Origin of the sequence: Pseudarthrobacter sp. AL07 (assembly GCF_029960665.1) — a bacterium.
Lineage (GTDB): Bacteria > Actinomycetota > Actinomycetes > Actinomycetales > Micrococcaceae > Arthrobacter.
In genome coordinates this window covers 1-15986 of the sequence record NZ_JASBRB010000038.1, presented here as the reverse complement: position 1 = coordinate 15986, position 15986 = coordinate 1, and the positions used below count along the sequence as shown (strand labels likewise).

Sequence of the window (15986 nt, the reverse complement as noted above, 5' to 3'; positions counted from 1 at the left end):
GGCACCATTTTCAGCCCGGAACGGGCGTCCCGCAAGGGACACAAAGGCTAGATGATGAAGACATGGGAAACGCGGTGGTGGCGAAGGCATTTGCGGAAATCATTGCTGCCATTGCTGTGCTGAATTCCGTCCTGAACGGGGCCGGCGGGTCCGGTTCTGAAGTGCCATCGGAGGCTGATCCTTTAAGTGCATTAGGCGATAGGTGCCTGGACATCCTCACCCTCACCGCGGGAGTGGAGGCGCGGATGGCTGCCCTGAAGGCCCGGGCCGCCGTGAAATATGCGGACACCGTCCAAGCTGTCGCTTCGCCGGGTGCGCCGGTGCAGCTCCAGGAGATGGCGGTGACCGCGGAGGTCGCGTGCGCGCTGACCATCGGTGACCGGGCTGCGGGGGCGTTGCTGAACCAGTCACAAATGCTCACGACTGCTTTGCCGCTGACCCTGTCCGCGCTGCGGGCGGGCATTATTTCGTGGCAGCACGCGCGGGCCATGGTGGATGAAGCCGCAACCCTTGACCCAGCCGGTGCCGCGGCCTTGGAGGCGCACTTTCTGGACCCGGATGCGCCGAACGCGGCCGGTGGTTGTACCGCTTGGGAAATGCCAGCGTCCCGGTTCCGTCACAGGGCCCGTACCTGGCGCGAACGCCACCATACGGAGAGTATCGAGAAGCGGCACGCAAAGGGTGTCCTGGACCGTCGGGTCGAGTACGCCCCGGATCAGGACGGGATGGCCTGGCTCTCGGCCTACCTCCCCGCGGACCAGGCGGCCGGGATCTGGAACCGGACCACTGCGATCGCCCGGGGTTTGCAGGGACCGGACGAGCCCCGCACACTCACGCAACTCCGGGCCGACGTCTTCGCCGCCGCCATCCTCGGCAGCGGGAACCCGGCAGAACATGATCCCGGGCAGGTGCCGCCACCGCGGGCTCACGTCCTCGTGACGGTCCCTGTGTTTTCCCTGCTCGGCGCTACCGAGGAACCGGCGATGCTTGACGGCTACGGTCCTATCCCGGCGTCGATGGCCAGGGACCTCGTCGCGAACGGGGCCGATTCGTTCTACCGGGTCCTGGTTGACCCGCGCGACGGGGCGCCTCTCGAGATTGGCCGAGCCAACTACCGCCCCACCAAGGCCATGCGGAACTGGCTCCGGCTACGTGACGGCAAGTGCCCCTTCCCTGGATGTTCCAACCATTCACTGGACAACGACGCAGATCACCTCCTTGCATGGGCCAAGGGCGGAACCACCGGAGTGTCGAATTTGGGTCAGCCCTGCCCCAAACATCACCGCTTGAGACACACGAGCGCCTGGAAACCCACGCCAGGCACCAAGAACGAACCACCTGGCTGGATATCACCCACTGGCCGGCGCTACAAGAGTGAACACCAAGACTGGGAACCGCCACAGTGGCCTACGGAACCAAACCCGGGAGCGTGCGGGAACGGGCGCCAGCTCCCAGCGCGGCGTGAAGGTAGCGGCTATCCGGATTTTATTCACACCGGGCTGTCTCTGGGAGAGGACGGGGTGGAACGGCTCCTCCACTCCACCGCCTGACGGGGCACGCAAGACCAGCGATCGACTGGACATGAAGTGGCGTCTTCCCCACACTGACTCGCGGTGGGACGATTTGAGTATGAGTGAGAAAATCGCTGACGGCCCGCAGGATCACGGCCCGCACCAGCACGCCCACGCCGCGCCGACAACGCAACAAATGCGGACCGTAGGTCAACGCCGCCGGCAGTCGGAGGAACAATTAGAGCAGCACCTCGAGCAAGCCCGCCACAGAGACGATCCGCGCCATGATGCGGTGCCTGAGCCCGAGGAAGCGGGTCCACTGACCACCGAGGGCGAAGGATCCACAGAGCAGAAATAATCCGGGGAGCGCTGCTTAACGTCCGCGGAGCACTACGCTGCCGCGCTTGAATGAGCCAGAACGCTGACGCGCTGGATTCCTTCACTGATGTGCGCGACCTCCAGCGGGAACTCAAGGCCCAGAGCGCGGAGTTCGTGTCCGAGGCCGATGAAGCTACAACCGGGCCGGGCAGTTTCATCGTTGTGGATCCCGACGGTAACCCAGTCCTCGTGGATCAGCACGTCTGACCTGCCGGCGGCCCACTCTCGCACCAGGGTGCCGTTAAGCTAGGGCAGCCGCGACGCCCGCAAAACCGTGGCCTCGCCGGCGCGCTCGGGCTCGAGCGGCACGGGGCTGACCAGCACCGCCGGCCCGCGGTGCAGGACGCCGTCGGAAATTACCCGGCACCGCACGCCGCCGCGCCCGCGCATTGCGTTGTGCGCGCCCGGGGCGAGCATCTCATCCATCCAGACGCAAGGGTGTGCGGGCCGCCCGGCCGTCAGGCGGACCAGGTCACCCTGGGATTCCAGGGTGAAATCGTGTCCCAGCAACGGGGCCAGATGGGCCCCTCGGAGCACAACGTTGCGCCGCGTCAGGAGCGGGTCAAACGGCCCCATTCCCAGCTCTGCGGCGATGGCCTCAAGGGACTCAATGGCAAACAGCGTGACTGCCGCGTCCATGTGCGCGGCCTTGCCGAAGAACCGGTCACCCACGATGCCCTTGCCCGCCACTAGTTCGGCTCGCGCGGCATCCGTGGTGGGGACATCCGCGGCACCCTCGCGGGCCCGGCCGAAGTACGCGTGCGCCGACGAGACCAGCAGATGCAGGACCTCGACGTCATACCGGTAGCTTTCCGTCATGCCACCAAACTACCGCGCCCCGAGGCCCGCTGGTCGGCGCGATGGGGGAACGACCCCAAACGCAAACGGACGACGGCGGGAGGTTCCGCCGTCGTCCGCTTGCTTCGCTGCTACGCGGTCTGTTCGCGCCTTTCGTGTGTCTGCCCGTACGGGACGTCGCGGCTGACGGCGACGGTGTAGCTGGTGTAGCTGTGCTGTGTGACCAGGATGCCATGACGGTTTTCCGCCCTGGCTTGTTCGCGGGCCATTTCGACGGCGGTGTTGAGGTCGTTTTCGATGGTGTCAGGATCGTGGGCTGTGATTGCCAGGACAAGGTCAGAGTGGCGCTTGATCATGGTGGTCTCTTTCTCGGCGGGATCCCGGGACTCTGGGTGGGCACACGCTTCCGGGGCCGGGCGTACCCGGGGAGGCGGAAAGCGGTGGTTCCAGAGGGGTTGCCCGGCATCTCAGATGGGGCGGTGGCCGGCCGAATTGTCCGGCGGGCTGGGATCGGCGGAAGCGTTTGTTCCTGCGGATCTGTAGCCAGTGTGCCTGAAGCGCCTGCCCCGGGGCAATAGGTACGCCGAAAAATCCGGGGCCCAGCTAAACGCCAGCGGGCGACGGCGGGAGGTTCCGCCGTCGCCCGCTTCCTTGCCTAGAAGGCTAAGTCGGCGAACCCGTGATGTTTGGGTCGTGTTTTTGGTGGCTGGGTCAGGTTCGGTCTTATGCGGTCAGTCCCGTGATGTGGGTGAGGTTGCCGATCGTTGTTTGGTAGGAGCGCGTGGCCGCCCGCAGCCTCGTTGGTACCGGGGTTTCCAGGTCGGCCAGGCCGGTGGGGAGCCGCCGGTCGTGACCAGCTCAGATGAACATGGCGGTGGAAAGGCCGGTGTCGGTGACCCGGTAGCGATGGGAGTGTGTGTTGCGTTCGATGCGGCCGTGGTGGCGAGGCCGGCGCAGGTCATAGGTCATCTGCCCGACTGTAACGGTGCCGGGGTCGGTTCCACGTAGCTGTGCGGTGAGTGCGCGCAGGTCCCGGTTGACGAACCCGTCCGAGGCTCTCTGCGGATCCCGGAATTAGAGTCCCTGCCACGCCGGTTTACGGCCAAACGTGTCTGTGTAGTACTCGCGATGCGCCAGCCGGGAGGCCGCTGCTTCGTCCACTAGGACGGAGACGTGCGGGTGCAACTGGAGCGCGGAGGCCGGGCAATTAGCGGCAACTGGACCCTCCACCGCAGCGGCGATGGCTTCTGCTTTGGCCTCACCCATGGCGAGCAGCAGCAGGTGCCGTGCCTCCCGGATGGTGCCCAGGCCCTGGGTCAGGACGTGGTTTGGAACATCGGCCGAGCTGTCAAAGAAGCGGGCGTTGTCTTGGCGGGTCTGCCGGGTGAGGGTCTTGATCCGGGTGCGGGAACCGAGCGATGACATGGGCTCATTGAAACCTACGTGTCCGTCGGTTCCGATACCAAGGAGCTGAACGTCCACCCCACCAGCTGAAGTGATCCGAGCCTCGTACTGGGCAGCCTCTGCCTCCAGGTCCTCAGCCATGCCGTTGAGCCCGTGCACGCTGCCGGCGCGGAAGTCGACGCTGTCGGTGAATTCGTCCCGAATGACCGAGTGGTAGGACTGCGGGTGCGCGGTGGGCAGGCCCACATATTCGTCCAGCAGATATGCCTGCGCCTGAGCAAAGCTCAGGCCGCGGCTCCGGTGCCGCTCGGTGAGCTCCCGGTAGGTTCCAAGCGGGGTGGAGCCGGTGGCCAGACCAAGAACGGACGGGCCACGCCGAACCTGATGTTCGATGACGTCGGCAGCCGTGCGGGCTACGTCGGCAGGGGTGGGAAGGATGATGATTTCCATACGGTGTGGGTGCCTTTCGGTTGCCGTCGCTCCTGTGAAGGGCGGGCGAATGAAGTCCAAAGTTGCGGCCCTCTGTCATACGCCGGGGACGTAACCTGCGTCGGTGCTTATGCAGCTATGCGACGTCCAGCTCGCTGCCGATGAGAGCCGTGATCGCTTCAACGGCGGCGGGATCGTCGGAAGCTACCGTAATGGTGTCACCGTGGGTTGCTCCCAGCATCATGATCATGAGGGAGGAGTCGGCGGCGGCGGGCGGTCTGCCGGGAATTGTAAGGGTGATTTCCTCGTCGTAGTCTGCGGCTGCTTGTGCGATCTGTGCGGCGGGACGGGCGTGGAGGCCGACGGAAGACCCGACGGTTACGGTCTTGCTGGTCATTGTTGCTCTTTCATTTCGGCGTAAAGGCGTGTTGTGTGCAGGGCGAGGTATGAGATTTCGTCGTTACTGATGACCCGGTTAATTGCCTTGCCGATCAGCTCGGCAATGTCAAGGGCGGCCTCGGCCGCCTCGGGATAGGCCTGCCGTACCACCGTGAGTACATCCAGACGGGACGTGCTCAGTTGTTTGTCGCTCGCGGCCCGGGCGAATACATAGCGCAGGTGTGTCACGAAACGCGCCGCGCTGCTCGCGTTCTCATCGATTGGTGTGCCCCAGCGCTCGGCCAGCCGAAGAAATACCCGGCTGATGGTTTCGGTCATGGCGACGGTCTTGGAGAAGTCTCCTTTGGTCCACTGCTGGTTAACGAAGTGCAATGCGAACGCGACCCATTCATCTTCCTGTAGCTGTATCCCTAGGCCTTCGTTCACCAGGGTCACAACCTGGCGTCCCAGCGCTGCTTCTGCGGGGTATAGCTGGGCTACCTCCCATCGGAGCGGGAAATCGATGTGAGTGCCTTCCTGAGCCCGGCGCACTGCGAACGTGAGGTGGTCAAGGACGGGGATCATGAGCGATTGTCGCGGCTCCAGGCCAAGAGTTGCATGGCCCAGCTCGGTGATGGTCTGGGCCAGCGTGATCTGGTCAGCGGGCGCGTCGCTGAGCAGTCCCGCCAGCTGAGGGGCCCGGTAGGGCCCCTCAGCGACGAAACGTTGATCGGCCAGGGAAGTATCGACGATCTCTCCGGGGCGACGCTGAAAACCGATGCCTTTGCCCAGCAGCACCACCTCGGTGGCGTCCGTTTCGATCGCGAGTACGACGTTGTTGTTGTAGACGCGCTTGACGCTGGCCTGCGTCGATGCCGTCACGTCGCTGGCCATTGGTCCTGGACACGGTGGCCCGGTCTGTGGCAGTGAGTTTCCTCGAAGTCCCTGCAGCGTGTCGTTACTTCCATGGTTGGCTCCCTTATTTCCGCCGGACCGTGATCACGGACGCACCGTTGGCCTGGAACTCCGGTGAGCTCATGGAGAATTTGGTGCCGTTGGTCAGCAGGACAGGGGTAACCATGGAGGGCACCTTTGTCCTGATGGCGTCCAGATCGCAGCTGATGATGAGGTCACCGCGGGAGACCATGTCCCCGGCCTGCCGGTGACCGGTGAATCCCTCGCCTTTGAGGGTGACGGTGTCGATTCCGATGTGGACCAGGATCTCCGCCCCTTCGTGGGTACGGACGGCGAACGCGTGCAGTGTCTTGGCCACCAGGACCAGTTCGCCGTCCACTGGGCTGCGGAAGGATCCGTCGGTTGGCTCGATGGCGAATCCGTCGCCGACAGAGCGCTGTGCGAAGACGGGGTCCGGTACCTCGTCCAGGGAGACGATTCGCCCTGATACGGGGCTGTAGATGGACTCACTCTTTTTCTTGAATGGGTTCAGCATGTGCGTGTTCCTTAGTCGTCGAGGCCGAGGCTCTCATTGATTGCGTTTTTGTACAAGATGGCCTTGCCGCCGAAGACCGCCTGCACGCCGCCCCGGACTTCAAACACGTCCGCAGCTCCAAGCTTTCGCAGCGCGGGCTTATCAACCTGGGCGGGGTCCTTCACAGATACGCGGAGGCGTGTTATGCATGCGTCTACCTCTTCAAGGTTGGCGGCACCGCCGAGGGCTGCCAAGACCTTGGCGGCTTCTGCATTGATTGTGCTTTCGCGGCGACCTGCCGTGGCCGGCACGAGGGCAGGCTCTTCCTGTGCCTCCGGGTCGGCTTCTCCGATGGTGTCCTCCAGGTGTCCCGGGGTGCCGATCTTGAACCGCTTGATAGCGAATCGGAAGGAGAAGTAGTACAGGGCGAACCAGACCAAACCGATGGGCAGTACGAGCAGCCAGTTGGTCCGCTCATTGCCTTGCAGGATGCCGAAGAGCGTGAAGTCGATCGCGCCGCCGGAGAAGGTGTTGCCGAGGCGGATATCGAAGATATCGGCGAGGAAGAAGGAGACACCGTCGAGGAATGCGTGGAACACGTACAACAGCGGTGCCACGAACAGGAACATGAACTCGATAGGCTCCGTGATGCCCGTGATGAATGAGGTCAGCGCAACGGAGAGGAAAATGCCCGTGTACTTGGCCCGTCGGCCCTTGGGGACGCAGTGCCACATGGCGAGGCAGGCCGCCGGAAGACCGAACATCATCGTCGCGAAGCGGCCGGCGAAGTAGCGGGTGCCTTCGGTGAACATTCCAACATGGTTAGGATCAGCCAGCTGTGCGAAGAAGATCTTCTGCGCGCCCTCGACTGTTGCTCCGTTGACCAGTTCGGTTCCCCCCAGGGGTGTGAACCAGAACAAGGGGTAAATCATGTGGTGCAGGCCAATTGCGCCGCTTAGGCGCATGAAGAATCCGTAGAAGAACGTTCCCACCGGGCCAAGGCCAGCCATCCAGGTGCCGGCTGAAACCATTCCCTGCTGGATGGGCGGCCATGTGAGGAAGAAAAAGATGCCTACGAAGATGGCGGCGAAGGCTGTCACGATCGGCACAAAGCGGGACCCGCCGAAGAATCCAAGGAAGGCCGGCAATTCGATGTTGCGGTAACGGTTGTGCAAGAAAACGGCGACGGCGCCAATGACCAATGCGCCGACTACGCCGGTGTCTACAGGTTCGGCTCCTGGCCTGAAGATGTCCAGCATCGCTTTGATGGTGGCGGTCATGACCAGATAGCCCACGACGCCGGCCAATGCAGCGGTGCCCTTATCGCGCTTCGCCAGTCCGATGCAGAGACCAATCGACAGCAACAGGGCAAGGTTAGTAAAGACCGTCGCCCCCGCGGCAGACATGACTCCAAATATGCCCTGCAGAGTCGGGTTGTTCAACGCCGGGAAGGCCTGGACCGTGTTGGGATTGGACAACGCGCCGCCGATGCCGAGCAGGAGCCCGGCGGCCGGAAGGATAGCGATCGGCAACATAAATGCCTTGCCGACCTTTTGAAGTTGCTTGAACATGGTGACTACTTTCATTTCCGGCGCGATGACGACGTCGCGCATGAAGGGAGGGGGTGAGGTTTAGGCGAGGGCCTTGACGAAGTCCGCAGTGATTTCCAGGGGCCTGGTAATCGCACCGCCGACCACCACGCAGAAGGCGCCAAGGTCAAGCATCTGGCGGGCTTGCTGCGGGGTACGGATTCGGCCCTCAGCAATGACAGGCACCGCGGTCTTGGACACCAACTGTTCGACCAGGCCAAAATTTGGGGCTGGTGCCCCTTGGGACTGCGGCGTATAGCCGCTGAGCGTAGTCCCTACAAAGTCGACGCCGGTTTCTGCCGCTGCCAGACCTTCGTTAAGCGTGGCGATGTCTGCCATGAGGGCCAGGCCCGGGTGTTCAGTCCGGATCTGCGCGATAAACCCGGCGGGGCTGAGCCCATCAACACGTTCACGGTGAGTGCCGTCCAAAGCCACGATGTCTGCACCCGCGGCCACGAGAGCTTCCACCTCGGCCATGGTTGCAGTGATGTAGGGCTCGTACGGCGGGTATTGCTTCTTGATGAGCCCGATCACAGGGAGCCCGACAGCTGCCTTGACTTCGCGGACGTCACGCGCAGAGTTGCAGCGGATCCCAACCGCCCCTCCCTGCTCGGCAGCTGCCGCCAGGAGCGGCATGACTCCGCCTTCGGCAATGAACAATGGCTCGCCCGGCAATGCCTGGCAGGACACAACAAGACCGCCGCGCAGGACGTCTAAAAGAAAAGGGATTGTCATCGGAACTCCTCGGACACTGAAAGACGTAGTTGTCCATGCACAAGACCGCACATGAACTTCCGTCTCAGGTTTTGCCGAAAGTTACAATCCCGATGACTTACGCGAAAGACCGCGTTCGTAAAACATACACCCGCTTACCCGGTTTCGTCACCCCTTCGCGTGGGATTCCTCATTAACGGTGGTGCGCCACGAGGCGCTTGTTTTTCGAATGGAGGTGGAAGGCCTTCGTCGGCTGGTGATCGTAGTTGCTGGCTGAAGCTGACGGCAGCCTGATCCACGGATTGGTGGTGAAGGTGGGAGCAGCCGTGACAAAGTCGGGACGGTTCAGGATTCCTTGATGGGCCGGGTCCGGTGGGCGAGACGAGAAGGTATACGCGAGGAACCGGTGTCGTTACGCCTCTTGAAATGTAGGCCTGCTCAAACCAAGGAAATGCGTTCCGCTCCATTAACTCCGAGCGAGTTGGCGGATAGATGCGATGCCTGTCGAAGGGCGCATCCGGGGCAGCGCCGTCGTAGTAGTCCGAGGCTGGGAAAGCCGGCCACATGGCGAAGGGCGGCAGGGTGTCACGTAGCGGAGTTGTTGTAATGGTTGGAGGTTCACCGGTGAATACCAGTGAGGACATGTGGGCGCGAATCGATGGTGCCCAGACGGAAGTACAGCGGATGCAGACGAAACTACATCGGTGGGCCAGAGGCGATTCTGGCCTGAGGTTTGATGACCTGTTCAACCTGGTGCACGACCCTGATTTCTTGCGTGTGGCGTGGCAACGCGTCGCGGGCAAAGGGCGCGCGTACTCCCGGAATCGATGAAGTCAAGAAAGTGACAATTCAATTCTGGGTAGGAATGGATGAATTCCTTGGCGGTATCCGGTTGTTGGTGAAGTCCGGGGGGGTCGGCCGGGCCGCATCAGCCTCGGAAGTCTCGTTCTTTTTCGTAGCGGTCTCCGTGTTTTTTACAGCACCCAGTGGCGCCGTCATATCGGCTCCATCCCGCCAGACTCACAGCCTGGCGTGTTGGGCCGGATACACCGCTATTTCCACAGTCCCCGTACCAGCGTTCGGGTGATCGTGTGAGGGTGCGCGGGCTCAGTCCAGCAGAAGATGAGCGTCGGCTGTGCATTGAGGCAGGGCGGCAACGCGATTCGGTGACGGCTGGTCGCTGCGGTTGAAGACACCGTGCGGGCGGTGATCCACCGCTTCAATGAGATCGGGCGCTGGCCGCGTGTCGGGGCGAGGGATCCGGGCATCCTGTCCGGATCGGAAGGGACGCGTCGCTTACCCGGCTGTACCGGAGCTCCGTGGACCCTGGTGGGAGTCGGCGGAATTACCCGCCTTGGGACGCGCGCCGCGCGATGTGGATGCCGCTGGCCGTTGCCGAAAATTCGAGTTCAATCAGACTGGTAATGATGAGATCGGCACATAGATCCACCGCGGGGTGTGTGCCCGCCACCGCCAGGGTGGTGCAGCCGGCATTATGCGCGGAGCGCAGGCCAGCCGATGCGTCTTCAACGACGAGGCAGCGGCCGGGCTCGAAGCCCAACCGTCGGGCGCCGAGCGCGAAGGGTTCGGGGTCCGGTTTGCCGCGTTTGACATCGTCGGCGGTGACTACCACGCGGGGCGGCACCAGCCCGGAAGCAGTGATTCGTACCGAGGCCAGGGCCCGCGTACACGAGGTAACAATCGCTTTGCGATATTCCCCGATCGCCGAGAGCGCTTCGGCGGCCCCCGGAAGGACAGTGATACCGTCGACCTCGGTGATTTCAAGTCGTTGAATGCGCTCAAAGGCTGCGTCGAACTCTTCGGGCGGGACCAGAGAAGCCACAATATCCCGTGCTGGCTGGCCGTGGGCGCCGTCGAGGAAGGATGGATCGAGTCCATATGCGGAACACCACGCGAGCCAAGACCGAAGCACCGCGGGGGTCGAATCAATGAGGGTGCCATCCATATCGAACAAGACAGCGTCAAACGTCTGTCCGATTACGGGCCGCAAAGGCCGGCTCACCTCAGCGGCATTGGCTTCGGAGACAAGGATGGTGCGGTCATTCAAGGGGGTCATGGATGCGGTGTCTTTCATTCTCGGCACTCGGACATAGATTTTAGGGTTGTCGCCTGTGGATTCGCCCATCCGAAGATAAATGTAGCCCTTATGTGGCTTGTATCGCCAAAGCACCCTCTGGGGACGTGGCATGGTCCTCGTTTACTGGGCGAAGGGATCGCTCTGGCCAAGAAAGCCGGCGTCTACAAAGGCAGGGGCAAAGCGCTGAACGCCCGGCAGGCGGCCGACCCGGTGCTACGTGCCGTCGCCGGCGAGGCGAAAGCCGCACTCGCCCGGGAATTCGGGGTCAGCCGCCAAACCGTCTAGCAGTACCTTCAACCGGCCCGTAGTAGATTGCTACAGAAGAATCATGAAGGCGTGTGCTGAGCAAATGGACGCATTGTGCAGACAACTACGGAAACCCACCGCTCAGCAGTCACATGCACCACCCCGGAAAATCAACTCACCCGTGCAAAAGACTTTTGAAAATGACACCCGCCCTCTAAAAGCAAACTTGGCGGTTCACGAAACCTTCAGGAGGACCGGGCCTTAATGGGGGTCGCCGTAGTACTCGCCGACAATTGGGCGGATATGGCTGACCACGGCGTTCCGTCGCGTCAGGTGCTCGGCTGGAGCGTGGCGAAGTCGGCGTGGGCCTGGACAACGGCTTCGGGGTAGGCCTGACGTTTCTCGTGCTCGGTGAGCGCCCCTGGATGCTGGCCAGGCTGGGGTTGCGGCCTTTGCGTTTGCCGGTGGGAATGATCACGTCGAGGCGGATGTCGCAGAGGGCTCGCCTTTTTCACATCCTTGACACACCTCACATCTCCCGCATTGCAGACCTAAACGTAAAGAAGTGCCCGCATGAAGATTTATCTTTAAAAGGTCTCGACTAAATGAATTTTGAGGCGTAGCTTTGGCTCTGGAACGAGCTTCCGTGACCGACATCACATCAGGAGGGCTCGGGTAGGGCCGGGCTGGCCTTCTAGCCAGCGGTCCGTCGCACTCTAAATTACTGGGCAGACCGAAAGTAGAACAGCATGATTCTTAGGGAAATTTCGTTCGAACGGTTCGTTTTCACTTGCGCTGGTTGTGACCACGCCTGGGTGGCCGACTATGACGTTCAGCATGTTGAGGACGGTCACGGGCACGCACGGGACTATTTCTATCGGGGCGGACTGCACTGCTCTGATCCCACTGGTCTCGGCGAAACGACGTGTCCGCACTGCGGCCGGACCTCCGTCATTGCCGACCACAGCGCCGGCCAGACCAGTACCGCTGCTCGGGCCACAGCGTCGCAGCTTTCAGACACGATGTAGGCCCTCGCTCAGCGTTGATCCACCGAACCGCTGCCGGTCCTGCTTGATTTTGGGGCTGGTGGCGGATTCTGGTTCTGGGCATCACAGGATCCCGGGCCTTTCTGCCGGTGGTGTTACACCGCGCGCTCAACAACCTTCGAAACGTGATTGACGCGGCTGGAGGAACGACGCCCGATACGACGAGGGACGTCGAAGATTGCCCTGCTTTGAGGACATCAACCGGCGAAGGGATGGATCCAGGTGAGCATGGCACGCCGGGACGGCAGGGCTCATCGAACCGCTCTCCGTCGGCCTCTGGGCCTGCGAACGCGCCCAGATCAAGCCCGGCAGCTGGGTCCTGATCGCCGGCGCCGGCCCCATCGGCATCAATCGCCGCCCAGGCAGCCCGCGCCTTCGGCGCAGCGAAATCTTCATTACGGACATCGCCGAAGACCGGCTGGCGTTCGCCCTCGAACACGGCGCCACGCATGCCCTGAACGCCAGGTCGGACAGTAGCGAAGGGCTCGATGTCGATGCGTTCATCGACCCTTCCGGCGCCCCGCAGGCCGTCTGCTCAGGGACCAAAGCCGTCGGGCCCGCAGGTAGGGTCATCCTCGTGGGACTAGGGGCCGACGACGTCGAACTCCCCGTCTCCTACATCCAGAACCGCGAGATCTGGCTCTCCGGCGTCTTCCGCTACACCAACACCTGGCCGCTGGCGATCCAGCTGATCTCCGACGGGAAAGTGGATCTGGACATCCTGGTCACCGGCAGGTTCGCCCTGGCTGAGTCCGAAGAGGCGCTCAATGCGGGCAAGCAGCCCGGCCGGCTCAAAGCCGTGGTCTAACCGGGCCGGTGACCATGACCACCGTCATCGGCGAGTCGCTCGAGGACACCATCAGCGACCCCCGCAGGCCGGGCGAAGTCCAGGCGCACGTGGGAGGCAGTCCTCCAACGTGGCTGTGGGCGTGGCGCGGCTGGGTCTTGGCGACCAACCTTGTACCGCACTACGCCGATGATCCGCACGTCACATGATCGAGGGGCATCTGAAGGCTAATGGGGTCACAGTGGTCCGGGGCGGCAGTTCGCCTACGTCAACGGCGATCGCCACGCTGGGTCCCGAGGACGGCGCCACCTACGCGTTCGACATCAGCTGGGACATCAACGGGACGTCGGTTGCGGCTTTGGCAGCGGTCGAAAGTTCCACCCACGTCCATACAGGATCGATCGCGGCCGTGCTGGGGCCGGGTGACCAAGCCACGCATGGACTGCTGAAGGCCGCCCGTGAGGGTGACGATCAGACTCCGTGGGCGCCGGCGACTCCTTCATGGCGAAAGCGCACGACGGCGGGAGGCCCCGCCGGTTAGGGCCCCAAGTGTACGTTCGCGCCGGGCTCACAGCGTTGGAGCAAGGGCGAATCTCCGCTCAGAGGGTCCGCACCCGACGGTCGGTGTTGTATACATAAGGTATGCGATGACTCTTCCCCCGGTAGAGTGTAAAGATGACCAGCCCAGCGGAAATCGACACACCTGAGATCATCATCGACCGGGACGTGCTCCAGCGAAATATCGACCGCATGGCAACTGCCATCCGGGCCAAGGGCCTGCACCTTCGGCCGCATGTCAAGACGCACAAAGTGCCCGAAATCGCTGAAATGCAGATGGCAGCCGGAGCCGTCGGGCTGACCGTGGCCACCCTCGGAGAGGCCGAAGTCTTTGCAGAGCACGGGGCCAAAGATATCTTCATCGCGTATCCGCTCTGGGTCGGTCCCCGGCAGGCTGACCGGCTCCGGCAACTTGCAGTAAAAGCCAGGATCGCAGTTGGACTGGACTCACGGGAAGCAGCCGAAACCATGGCCGCGTCACTGGGCCGTGCCGTCGGGGAGGTTGAAGTGGTGCTGGAGATCGACTGCGGCCATCACCGCAGCGGGATAGCACCTGACGCCGTCGTCAGCGTCGCCCAGGCCGCAGCCCGGGGTGGGCTGCGCGTCACGGGGATTTTCACGTTTCCAGGGCACAGCTATGCTCCGGGCATGCCGTTGAAGGCCATGGACGAGGAACGGCTGGCCCTCGGCGAAGCCGCAGGCCTGCTCAACGCGGCAGGTTTCCACGTCGCCCACCGCAGCGGCGGATCCACCCCCACCGCCGCCCTCACCGCCGACGACTCCGGAGCCACGGAAGTCCGGCCCGGCGTATACGTTTTCGGAGACGCCCAACAACTGGAACTGGAACGCTGTGCGGCCGAAGACATCGCACTGACCATCGCGGCAACAGTCGTCAGCCGTCATGAAGGCACCGACCTCATGCCGCGGAGGGTCATCCTGGACTCCGGCAGCAAGATCCTCGGCGGGGACCGGCCCGGCTGGACCACCGGATTCGGGCGGCTCCTGGACCATCCGGACGCCCGGATCACAGCACTGTCAGAACACCACGCCACCGTTGTGTGGCCGGAAGAGGCAACGCTGCCGGCTCTCGGAGACCGGCTGCGTGTGGTCCCCAATCACGTCTGCATCGCCATGAACCTCGTCGACGACGTCACCGTGGTCAGCGGCGGCAACATCGTGGACCGCTGGCACGTGGCCGCACGCGGACGAAACAAATAGTCCCCAAAAAGCGGCTACGACGCCGGGAAGTCCCGGCGTCGAAGCCGCTTGGCGAGGGCCATGCACGTGTCAGGCCGGCGAAGCTTAGAGGCCGAGCTCTGCCTTGAGCGCTGCGACGTGGCCCTGCGCCTGGATCTGGTACTGGGTGAGCATGACCTTGCCTTCGGCGTCAAGCACCACGGTGGAACGGACCAGGCCGTCAACCACTTCGCCGTTCACGAGCTTCTCGCCCCAGGCGCCGTAGGCCAGCGCCACGGCGTGGTCATGGTCGGAGAGCAGCGGGAACGTCAGGGCGAAGTCTCCGGTGAAGGCCGCCAGCTTCTCAGGCGCGTCCGGGGAGATGCCCAGGACCTCGTAGCCGGAGGACTGCAAGCTGGCGAGGTTGTCGCGGAAGTCGCAGGCCTCGGTGGTACAGCCGGGGGTGGCGGCTGCCGGGTAGAAGTACACAACGACGTTGCGTCCGCGGTAATCGGAGAGGGAGACCTTATGGCCGTCTGCGTTGAGCAGTGCGAAATCGGGGGCCTGTGTTCCGGGGAGGAGTTTCTGGGTCATGTGAGGATCCTTGACTGGGGGGTGGGGCAACCGCCGTGGCCGGCGATCAATCTATGACTGCAACGGGCTAGCTAGATGCAGTATTCCGCGGGTCCGCGGACAGTGCTGCCCGGTCCGGGCACAAACTGGTAGCCGCCCCCGCGCACCGTGGCGATGGCGTGGCGGGCGGAGCCCAGCTTGCGCCGGACGCGGCCAACATACACGTCAATGGAGCGGAATGCGGCGCCGGGGCAGTCCAGCGACTCGAGAATGCGTTGTAGTTCTTCACGTTTAATCGGACGCGACTGGTTCTCCACGAGGTACCGCAGGAGGCTGAATTCCATGAAGGTCAGACTGACCGGGACACCGTCCAGGAGGACGGTATCCGCAGCCAGATCCACAGCCACGACGCTGCGCCTTCCGGCCAGGGAGACAGGCAGGGAGACCGGCGGGGCGACGGCGGCGGTACCGTTTCCGGCGTCGGACGCCGTTCCCGAAACAGCGCCGTCGAAAACGGCTGAACCGTCGGCAGCGTCCGAACCTTCGACGCCGGGCGTTCCGGTTCCGGCCGCGGTCCACAGGTGGATTCCGGCTTCCGGAGCGAGCTGCCGGGCACGAGCCAGGACCGCCTGGGCAGCCTGGGCCCAGACCGCCGGGTCGATCTCCTGGCCTTCACACGGCTGGAGCCACACTGCCAGGCCGCGCGGCTGAAGCCCCGGCTGAGGGCCGGGACGAGCTCCCGGGCTGGAGCCGACGCGGGCGCCGGCGCGCGGCCGCGGGTAGGGGGCGTGGACGTTTACGGCCATCGCGCTGCGCCTCAGACGCCGCCGCGGCGGATCAGCTTGCCGCTGGGCGTGCGGCCGTCGATCTCG

18 protein-coding genes and 1 pseudogene are annotated in these 15986 nt (G+C 63.5%); 8 read left to right on the top strand and 11 right to left on the bottom strand.

The window, feature by feature from the left end; genetic code table 11:
* Positions 1 to 62 precede the first annotated feature (62 nt).
* The 3 genes from QK290_RS17380 to QK290_RS17370 all read left to right on the top strand — a co-directional run bounded on the left by QK290_RS17380 (position 63) and on the right by QK290_RS17370 (position 2096).
* Positions 63 to 1550 (top strand): HNH endonuclease signature motif containing protein, encoded by a 1488-nt coding sequence (locus QK290_RS17380; RefSeq protein WP_282331896.1) that lies wholly within the window; start codon positions 63 to 65, stop codon positions 1548 to 1550.
* A gap of 79 nt (positions 1551 to 1629) precedes the next feature.
* On the top strand, positions 1630 to 1869 hold the full coding sequence (locus tag QK290_RS17375; RefSeq protein WP_282331894.1) for a hypothetical protein: 240 nt from the start codon (positions 1630 to 1632) through the stop codon (positions 1867 to 1869).
* A 50-nt stretch (positions 1870 to 1919) separates the two neighbouring features.
* The gene (locus tag QK290_RS17370) at positions 1920 to 2096 is read left to right on the top strand and encodes a VOC family protein (protein ID WP_282331892.1); all 177 of its coding nucleotides are present in this window, start codon (positions 1920 to 1922) and stop codon (positions 2094 to 2096) included.
* Positions 2097 to 2135: 39 nt separating this feature from the next.
* Here QK290_RS17370 and QK290_RS17365 read toward each other — a convergent pair whose 3' ends face one another.
* The 9 genes from QK290_RS17365 to QK290_RS17325 form a co-directional block, all read right to left on the bottom strand.
* On the bottom strand, positions 2136 to 2708 hold the full coding sequence (locus QK290_RS17365; RefSeq protein WP_282331891.1) for an MOSC domain-containing protein: 573 nt from the start codon (positions 2706 to 2708) through the stop codon (positions 2136 to 2138).
* A gap of 110 nt (positions 2709 to 2818) precedes the next feature.
* Positions 2819 to 3043: a hypothetical protein gene (locus tag QK290_RS17360; protein WP_282331890.1), complete on the bottom strand. Its 225-nt coding sequence runs from the start codon at positions 3041 to 3043 to the stop codon at positions 2819 to 2821.
* A 718-nt stretch (positions 3044 to 3761) separates the two neighbouring features.
* Positions 3762 to 4541 carry a glucosamine-6-phosphate deaminase gene (gene nagB / locus QK290_RS17355; RefSeq protein ID WP_282331889.1) on the bottom strand — a complete coding sequence of 260 codons (780 nt, stop codon included), beginning with the start codon at positions 4539 to 4541 and terminating at the stop codon, positions 3762 to 3764.
* A gap of 115 nt (positions 4542 to 4656) precedes the next feature.
* Positions 4657 to 4917, bottom strand: a complete 261-nt coding sequence (locus tag QK290_RS17350; protein WP_282331888.1) for an HPr family phosphocarrier protein — start codon at positions 4915 to 4917, stop codon at positions 4657 to 4659.
* Positions 4914 to 5792, bottom strand: a complete 879-nt coding sequence (locus tag QK290_RS17345) for a PRD domain-containing protein (protein ID WP_282331887.1) — start codon at positions 5790 to 5792, stop codon at positions 4914 to 4916. Before QK290_RS17345 ends, QK290_RS17350 begins: the two co-directional genes overlap by 4 nt.
* A gap of 85 nt (positions 5793 to 5877) precedes the next feature.
* The gene (locus tag QK290_RS17340; protein ID WP_282331886.1) at positions 5878 to 6348 is read right to left on the bottom strand and encodes a PTS glucose transporter subunit IIA; all 471 of its coding nucleotides are present in this window, start codon (positions 6346 to 6348) and stop codon (positions 5878 to 5880) included.
* Positions 6349 to 6359: 11 nt separating this feature from the next.
* The gene (locus QK290_RS17335; protein WP_282331884.1) at positions 6360 to 7898 is read right to left on the bottom strand and encodes a PTS transporter subunit EIIC; all 1539 of its coding nucleotides are present in this window, start codon (positions 7896 to 7898) and stop codon (positions 6360 to 6362) included.
* Between the two features lie 60 nt (positions 7899 to 7958).
* Positions 7959 to 8651, bottom strand: a complete 693-nt coding sequence (locus tag QK290_RS17330) for an N-acetylmannosamine-6-phosphate 2-epimerase (protein WP_282331883.1) — start codon at positions 8649 to 8651, stop codon at positions 7959 to 7961.
* A 1324-nt stretch (positions 8652 to 9975) separates the two neighbouring features.
* A complete protein-coding gene (locus tag QK290_RS17325; protein ID WP_282331882.1) occupies positions 9976 to 10725 on the bottom strand; it encodes an HAD-IA family hydrolase in 750 nt (249 codons plus the stop codon).
* 132 nt (positions 10726 to 10857) lie between these two features.
* Between QK290_RS17325 and QK290_RS17320 the strand changes: the two are divergent.
* The 5 genes and pseudogenes from QK290_RS17320 to QK290_RS17300 form a co-directional block, all read left to right on the top strand.
* A pseudogene (locus QK290_RS17320) lies at positions 10858 to 11013 on the top strand (recombinase family protein); the annotation flags it as partial.
* Positions 11014 to 12273: 1260 nt separating this feature from the next.
* The gene (locus QK290_RS17315; RefSeq protein WP_348994486.1) at positions 12274 to 12828 is read left to right on the top strand and encodes a zinc-binding dehydrogenase; all 555 of its coding nucleotides are present in this window, start codon (positions 12274 to 12276) and stop codon (positions 12826 to 12828) included.
* 14 nt (positions 12829 to 12842) lie between these two features.
* Entirely contained in the window at positions 12843 to 13016 is a 174-nt protein-coding gene (locus QK290_RS17310; RefSeq protein WP_282331881.1) for a hypothetical protein, read from the top strand.
* Positions 13013 to 13348, top strand: coding sequence for a hypothetical protein (locus QK290_RS17305; RefSeq protein WP_282331880.1), 336 nt, complete (start codon positions 13013 to 13015; stop codon positions 13346 to 13348). Before QK290_RS17310 ends, QK290_RS17305 begins: the two co-directional genes overlap by 4 nt.
* Before the next feature lie 134 nt (positions 13349 to 13482).
* Complete coding sequence (locus tag QK290_RS17300) at positions 13483 to 14583, top strand: D-TA family PLP-dependent enzyme (protein ID WP_282331879.1); 1101 nt, start codon at positions 13483 to 13485, stop codon at positions 14581 to 14583.
* Positions 14584 to 14667: 84 nt separating this feature from the next.
* Here QK290_RS17300 and bcp read toward each other — a convergent pair whose 3' ends face one another.
* Entirely contained in the window at positions 14668 to 15135 is a 468-nt protein-coding gene (bcp, locus tag QK290_RS17295; RefSeq protein ID WP_282331878.1) for a thioredoxin-dependent thiol peroxidase, read from the bottom strand.
* Between the two features lie 71 nt (positions 15136 to 15206).
* Positions 15207 to 15920, bottom strand: coding sequence for a winged helix-turn-helix domain-containing protein (locus QK290_RS17290; protein ID WP_282331877.1), 714 nt, complete (start codon positions 15918 to 15920; stop codon positions 15207 to 15209).
* Positions 15921 to 15986 lie beyond the last annotated feature (66 nt).

Coding starts and splice junctions, on each gene's coding strand:
- QK290_RS17380 (WP_282331896.1), top strand. CDS start 63: ATGGGAAACGCGGTGGTGGCGAAGGCATTTGCGGAAATCATTGCTGCC.
- QK290_RS17375 (WP_282331894.1), top strand. CDS start 1,630: ATGAGTGAGAAAATCGCTGACGGCCCGCAGGATCACGGCCCGCACCAG.
- QK290_RS17370 (WP_282331892.1), top strand. CDS start 1,920: ATGAGCCAGAACGCTGACGCGCTGGATTCCTTCACTGATGTGCGCGAC.
- QK290_RS17365 (WP_282331891.1), bottom strand. CDS start 2,708: ATGACGGAAAGCTACCGGTATGACGTCGAGGTCCTGCATCTGCTGGTC.
- QK290_RS17360 (WP_282331890.1), bottom strand. CDS start 3,043: ATGATCAAGCGCCACTCTGACCTTGTCCTGGCAATCACAGCCCACGAT.
- nagB (WP_282331889.1), bottom strand. CDS start 4,541: ATGGAAATCATCATCCTTCCCACCCCTGCCGACGTAGCCCGCACGGCT.
- QK290_RS17350 (WP_282331888.1), bottom strand. CDS start 4,917: ATGACCAGCAAGACCGTAACCGTCGGGTCTTCCGTCGGCCTCCACGCC.
- QK290_RS17345 (WP_282331887.1), bottom strand. CDS start 5,792: ATGGCCAGCGACGTGACGGCATCGACGCAGGCCAGCGTCAAGCGCGTC.
- QK290_RS17340 (WP_282331886.1), bottom strand. CDS start 6,348: ATGCTGAACCCATTCAAGAAAAAGAGTGAGTCCATCTACAGCCCCGTA.
- QK290_RS17335 (WP_282331884.1), bottom strand. CDS start 7,898: ATGTTCAAGCAACTTCAAAAGGTCGGCAAGGCATTTATGTTGCCGATC.
- QK290_RS17330 (WP_282331883.1), bottom strand. CDS start 8,651: ATGACAATCCCTTTTCTTTTAGACGTCCTGCGCGGCGGTCTTGTTGTG.
- QK290_RS17325 (WP_282331882.1), bottom strand. CDS start 10,725: ATGAAAGACACCGCATCCATGACCCCCTTGAATGACCGCACCATCCTT.
- QK290_RS17310 (WP_282331881.1), top strand. CDS start 12,843: ATGACCACCGTCATCGGCGAGTCGCTCGAGGACACCATCAGCGACCCC.
- QK290_RS17305 (WP_282331880.1), top strand. CDS start 13,013: ATGATCGAGGGGCATCTGAAGGCTAATGGGGTCACAGTGGTCCGGGGC.
- QK290_RS17300 (WP_282331879.1), top strand. CDS start 13,483: ATGACCAGCCCAGCGGAAATCGACACACCTGAGATCATCATCGACCGG.
- bcp (WP_282331878.1), bottom strand. CDS start 15,135: ATGACCCAGAAACTCCTCCCCGGAACACAGGCCCCCGATTTCGCACTG.
- QK290_RS17290 (WP_282331877.1), bottom strand. CDS start 15,920: ATGGCCGTAAACGTCCACGCCCCCTACCCGCGGCCGCGCGCCGGCGCC.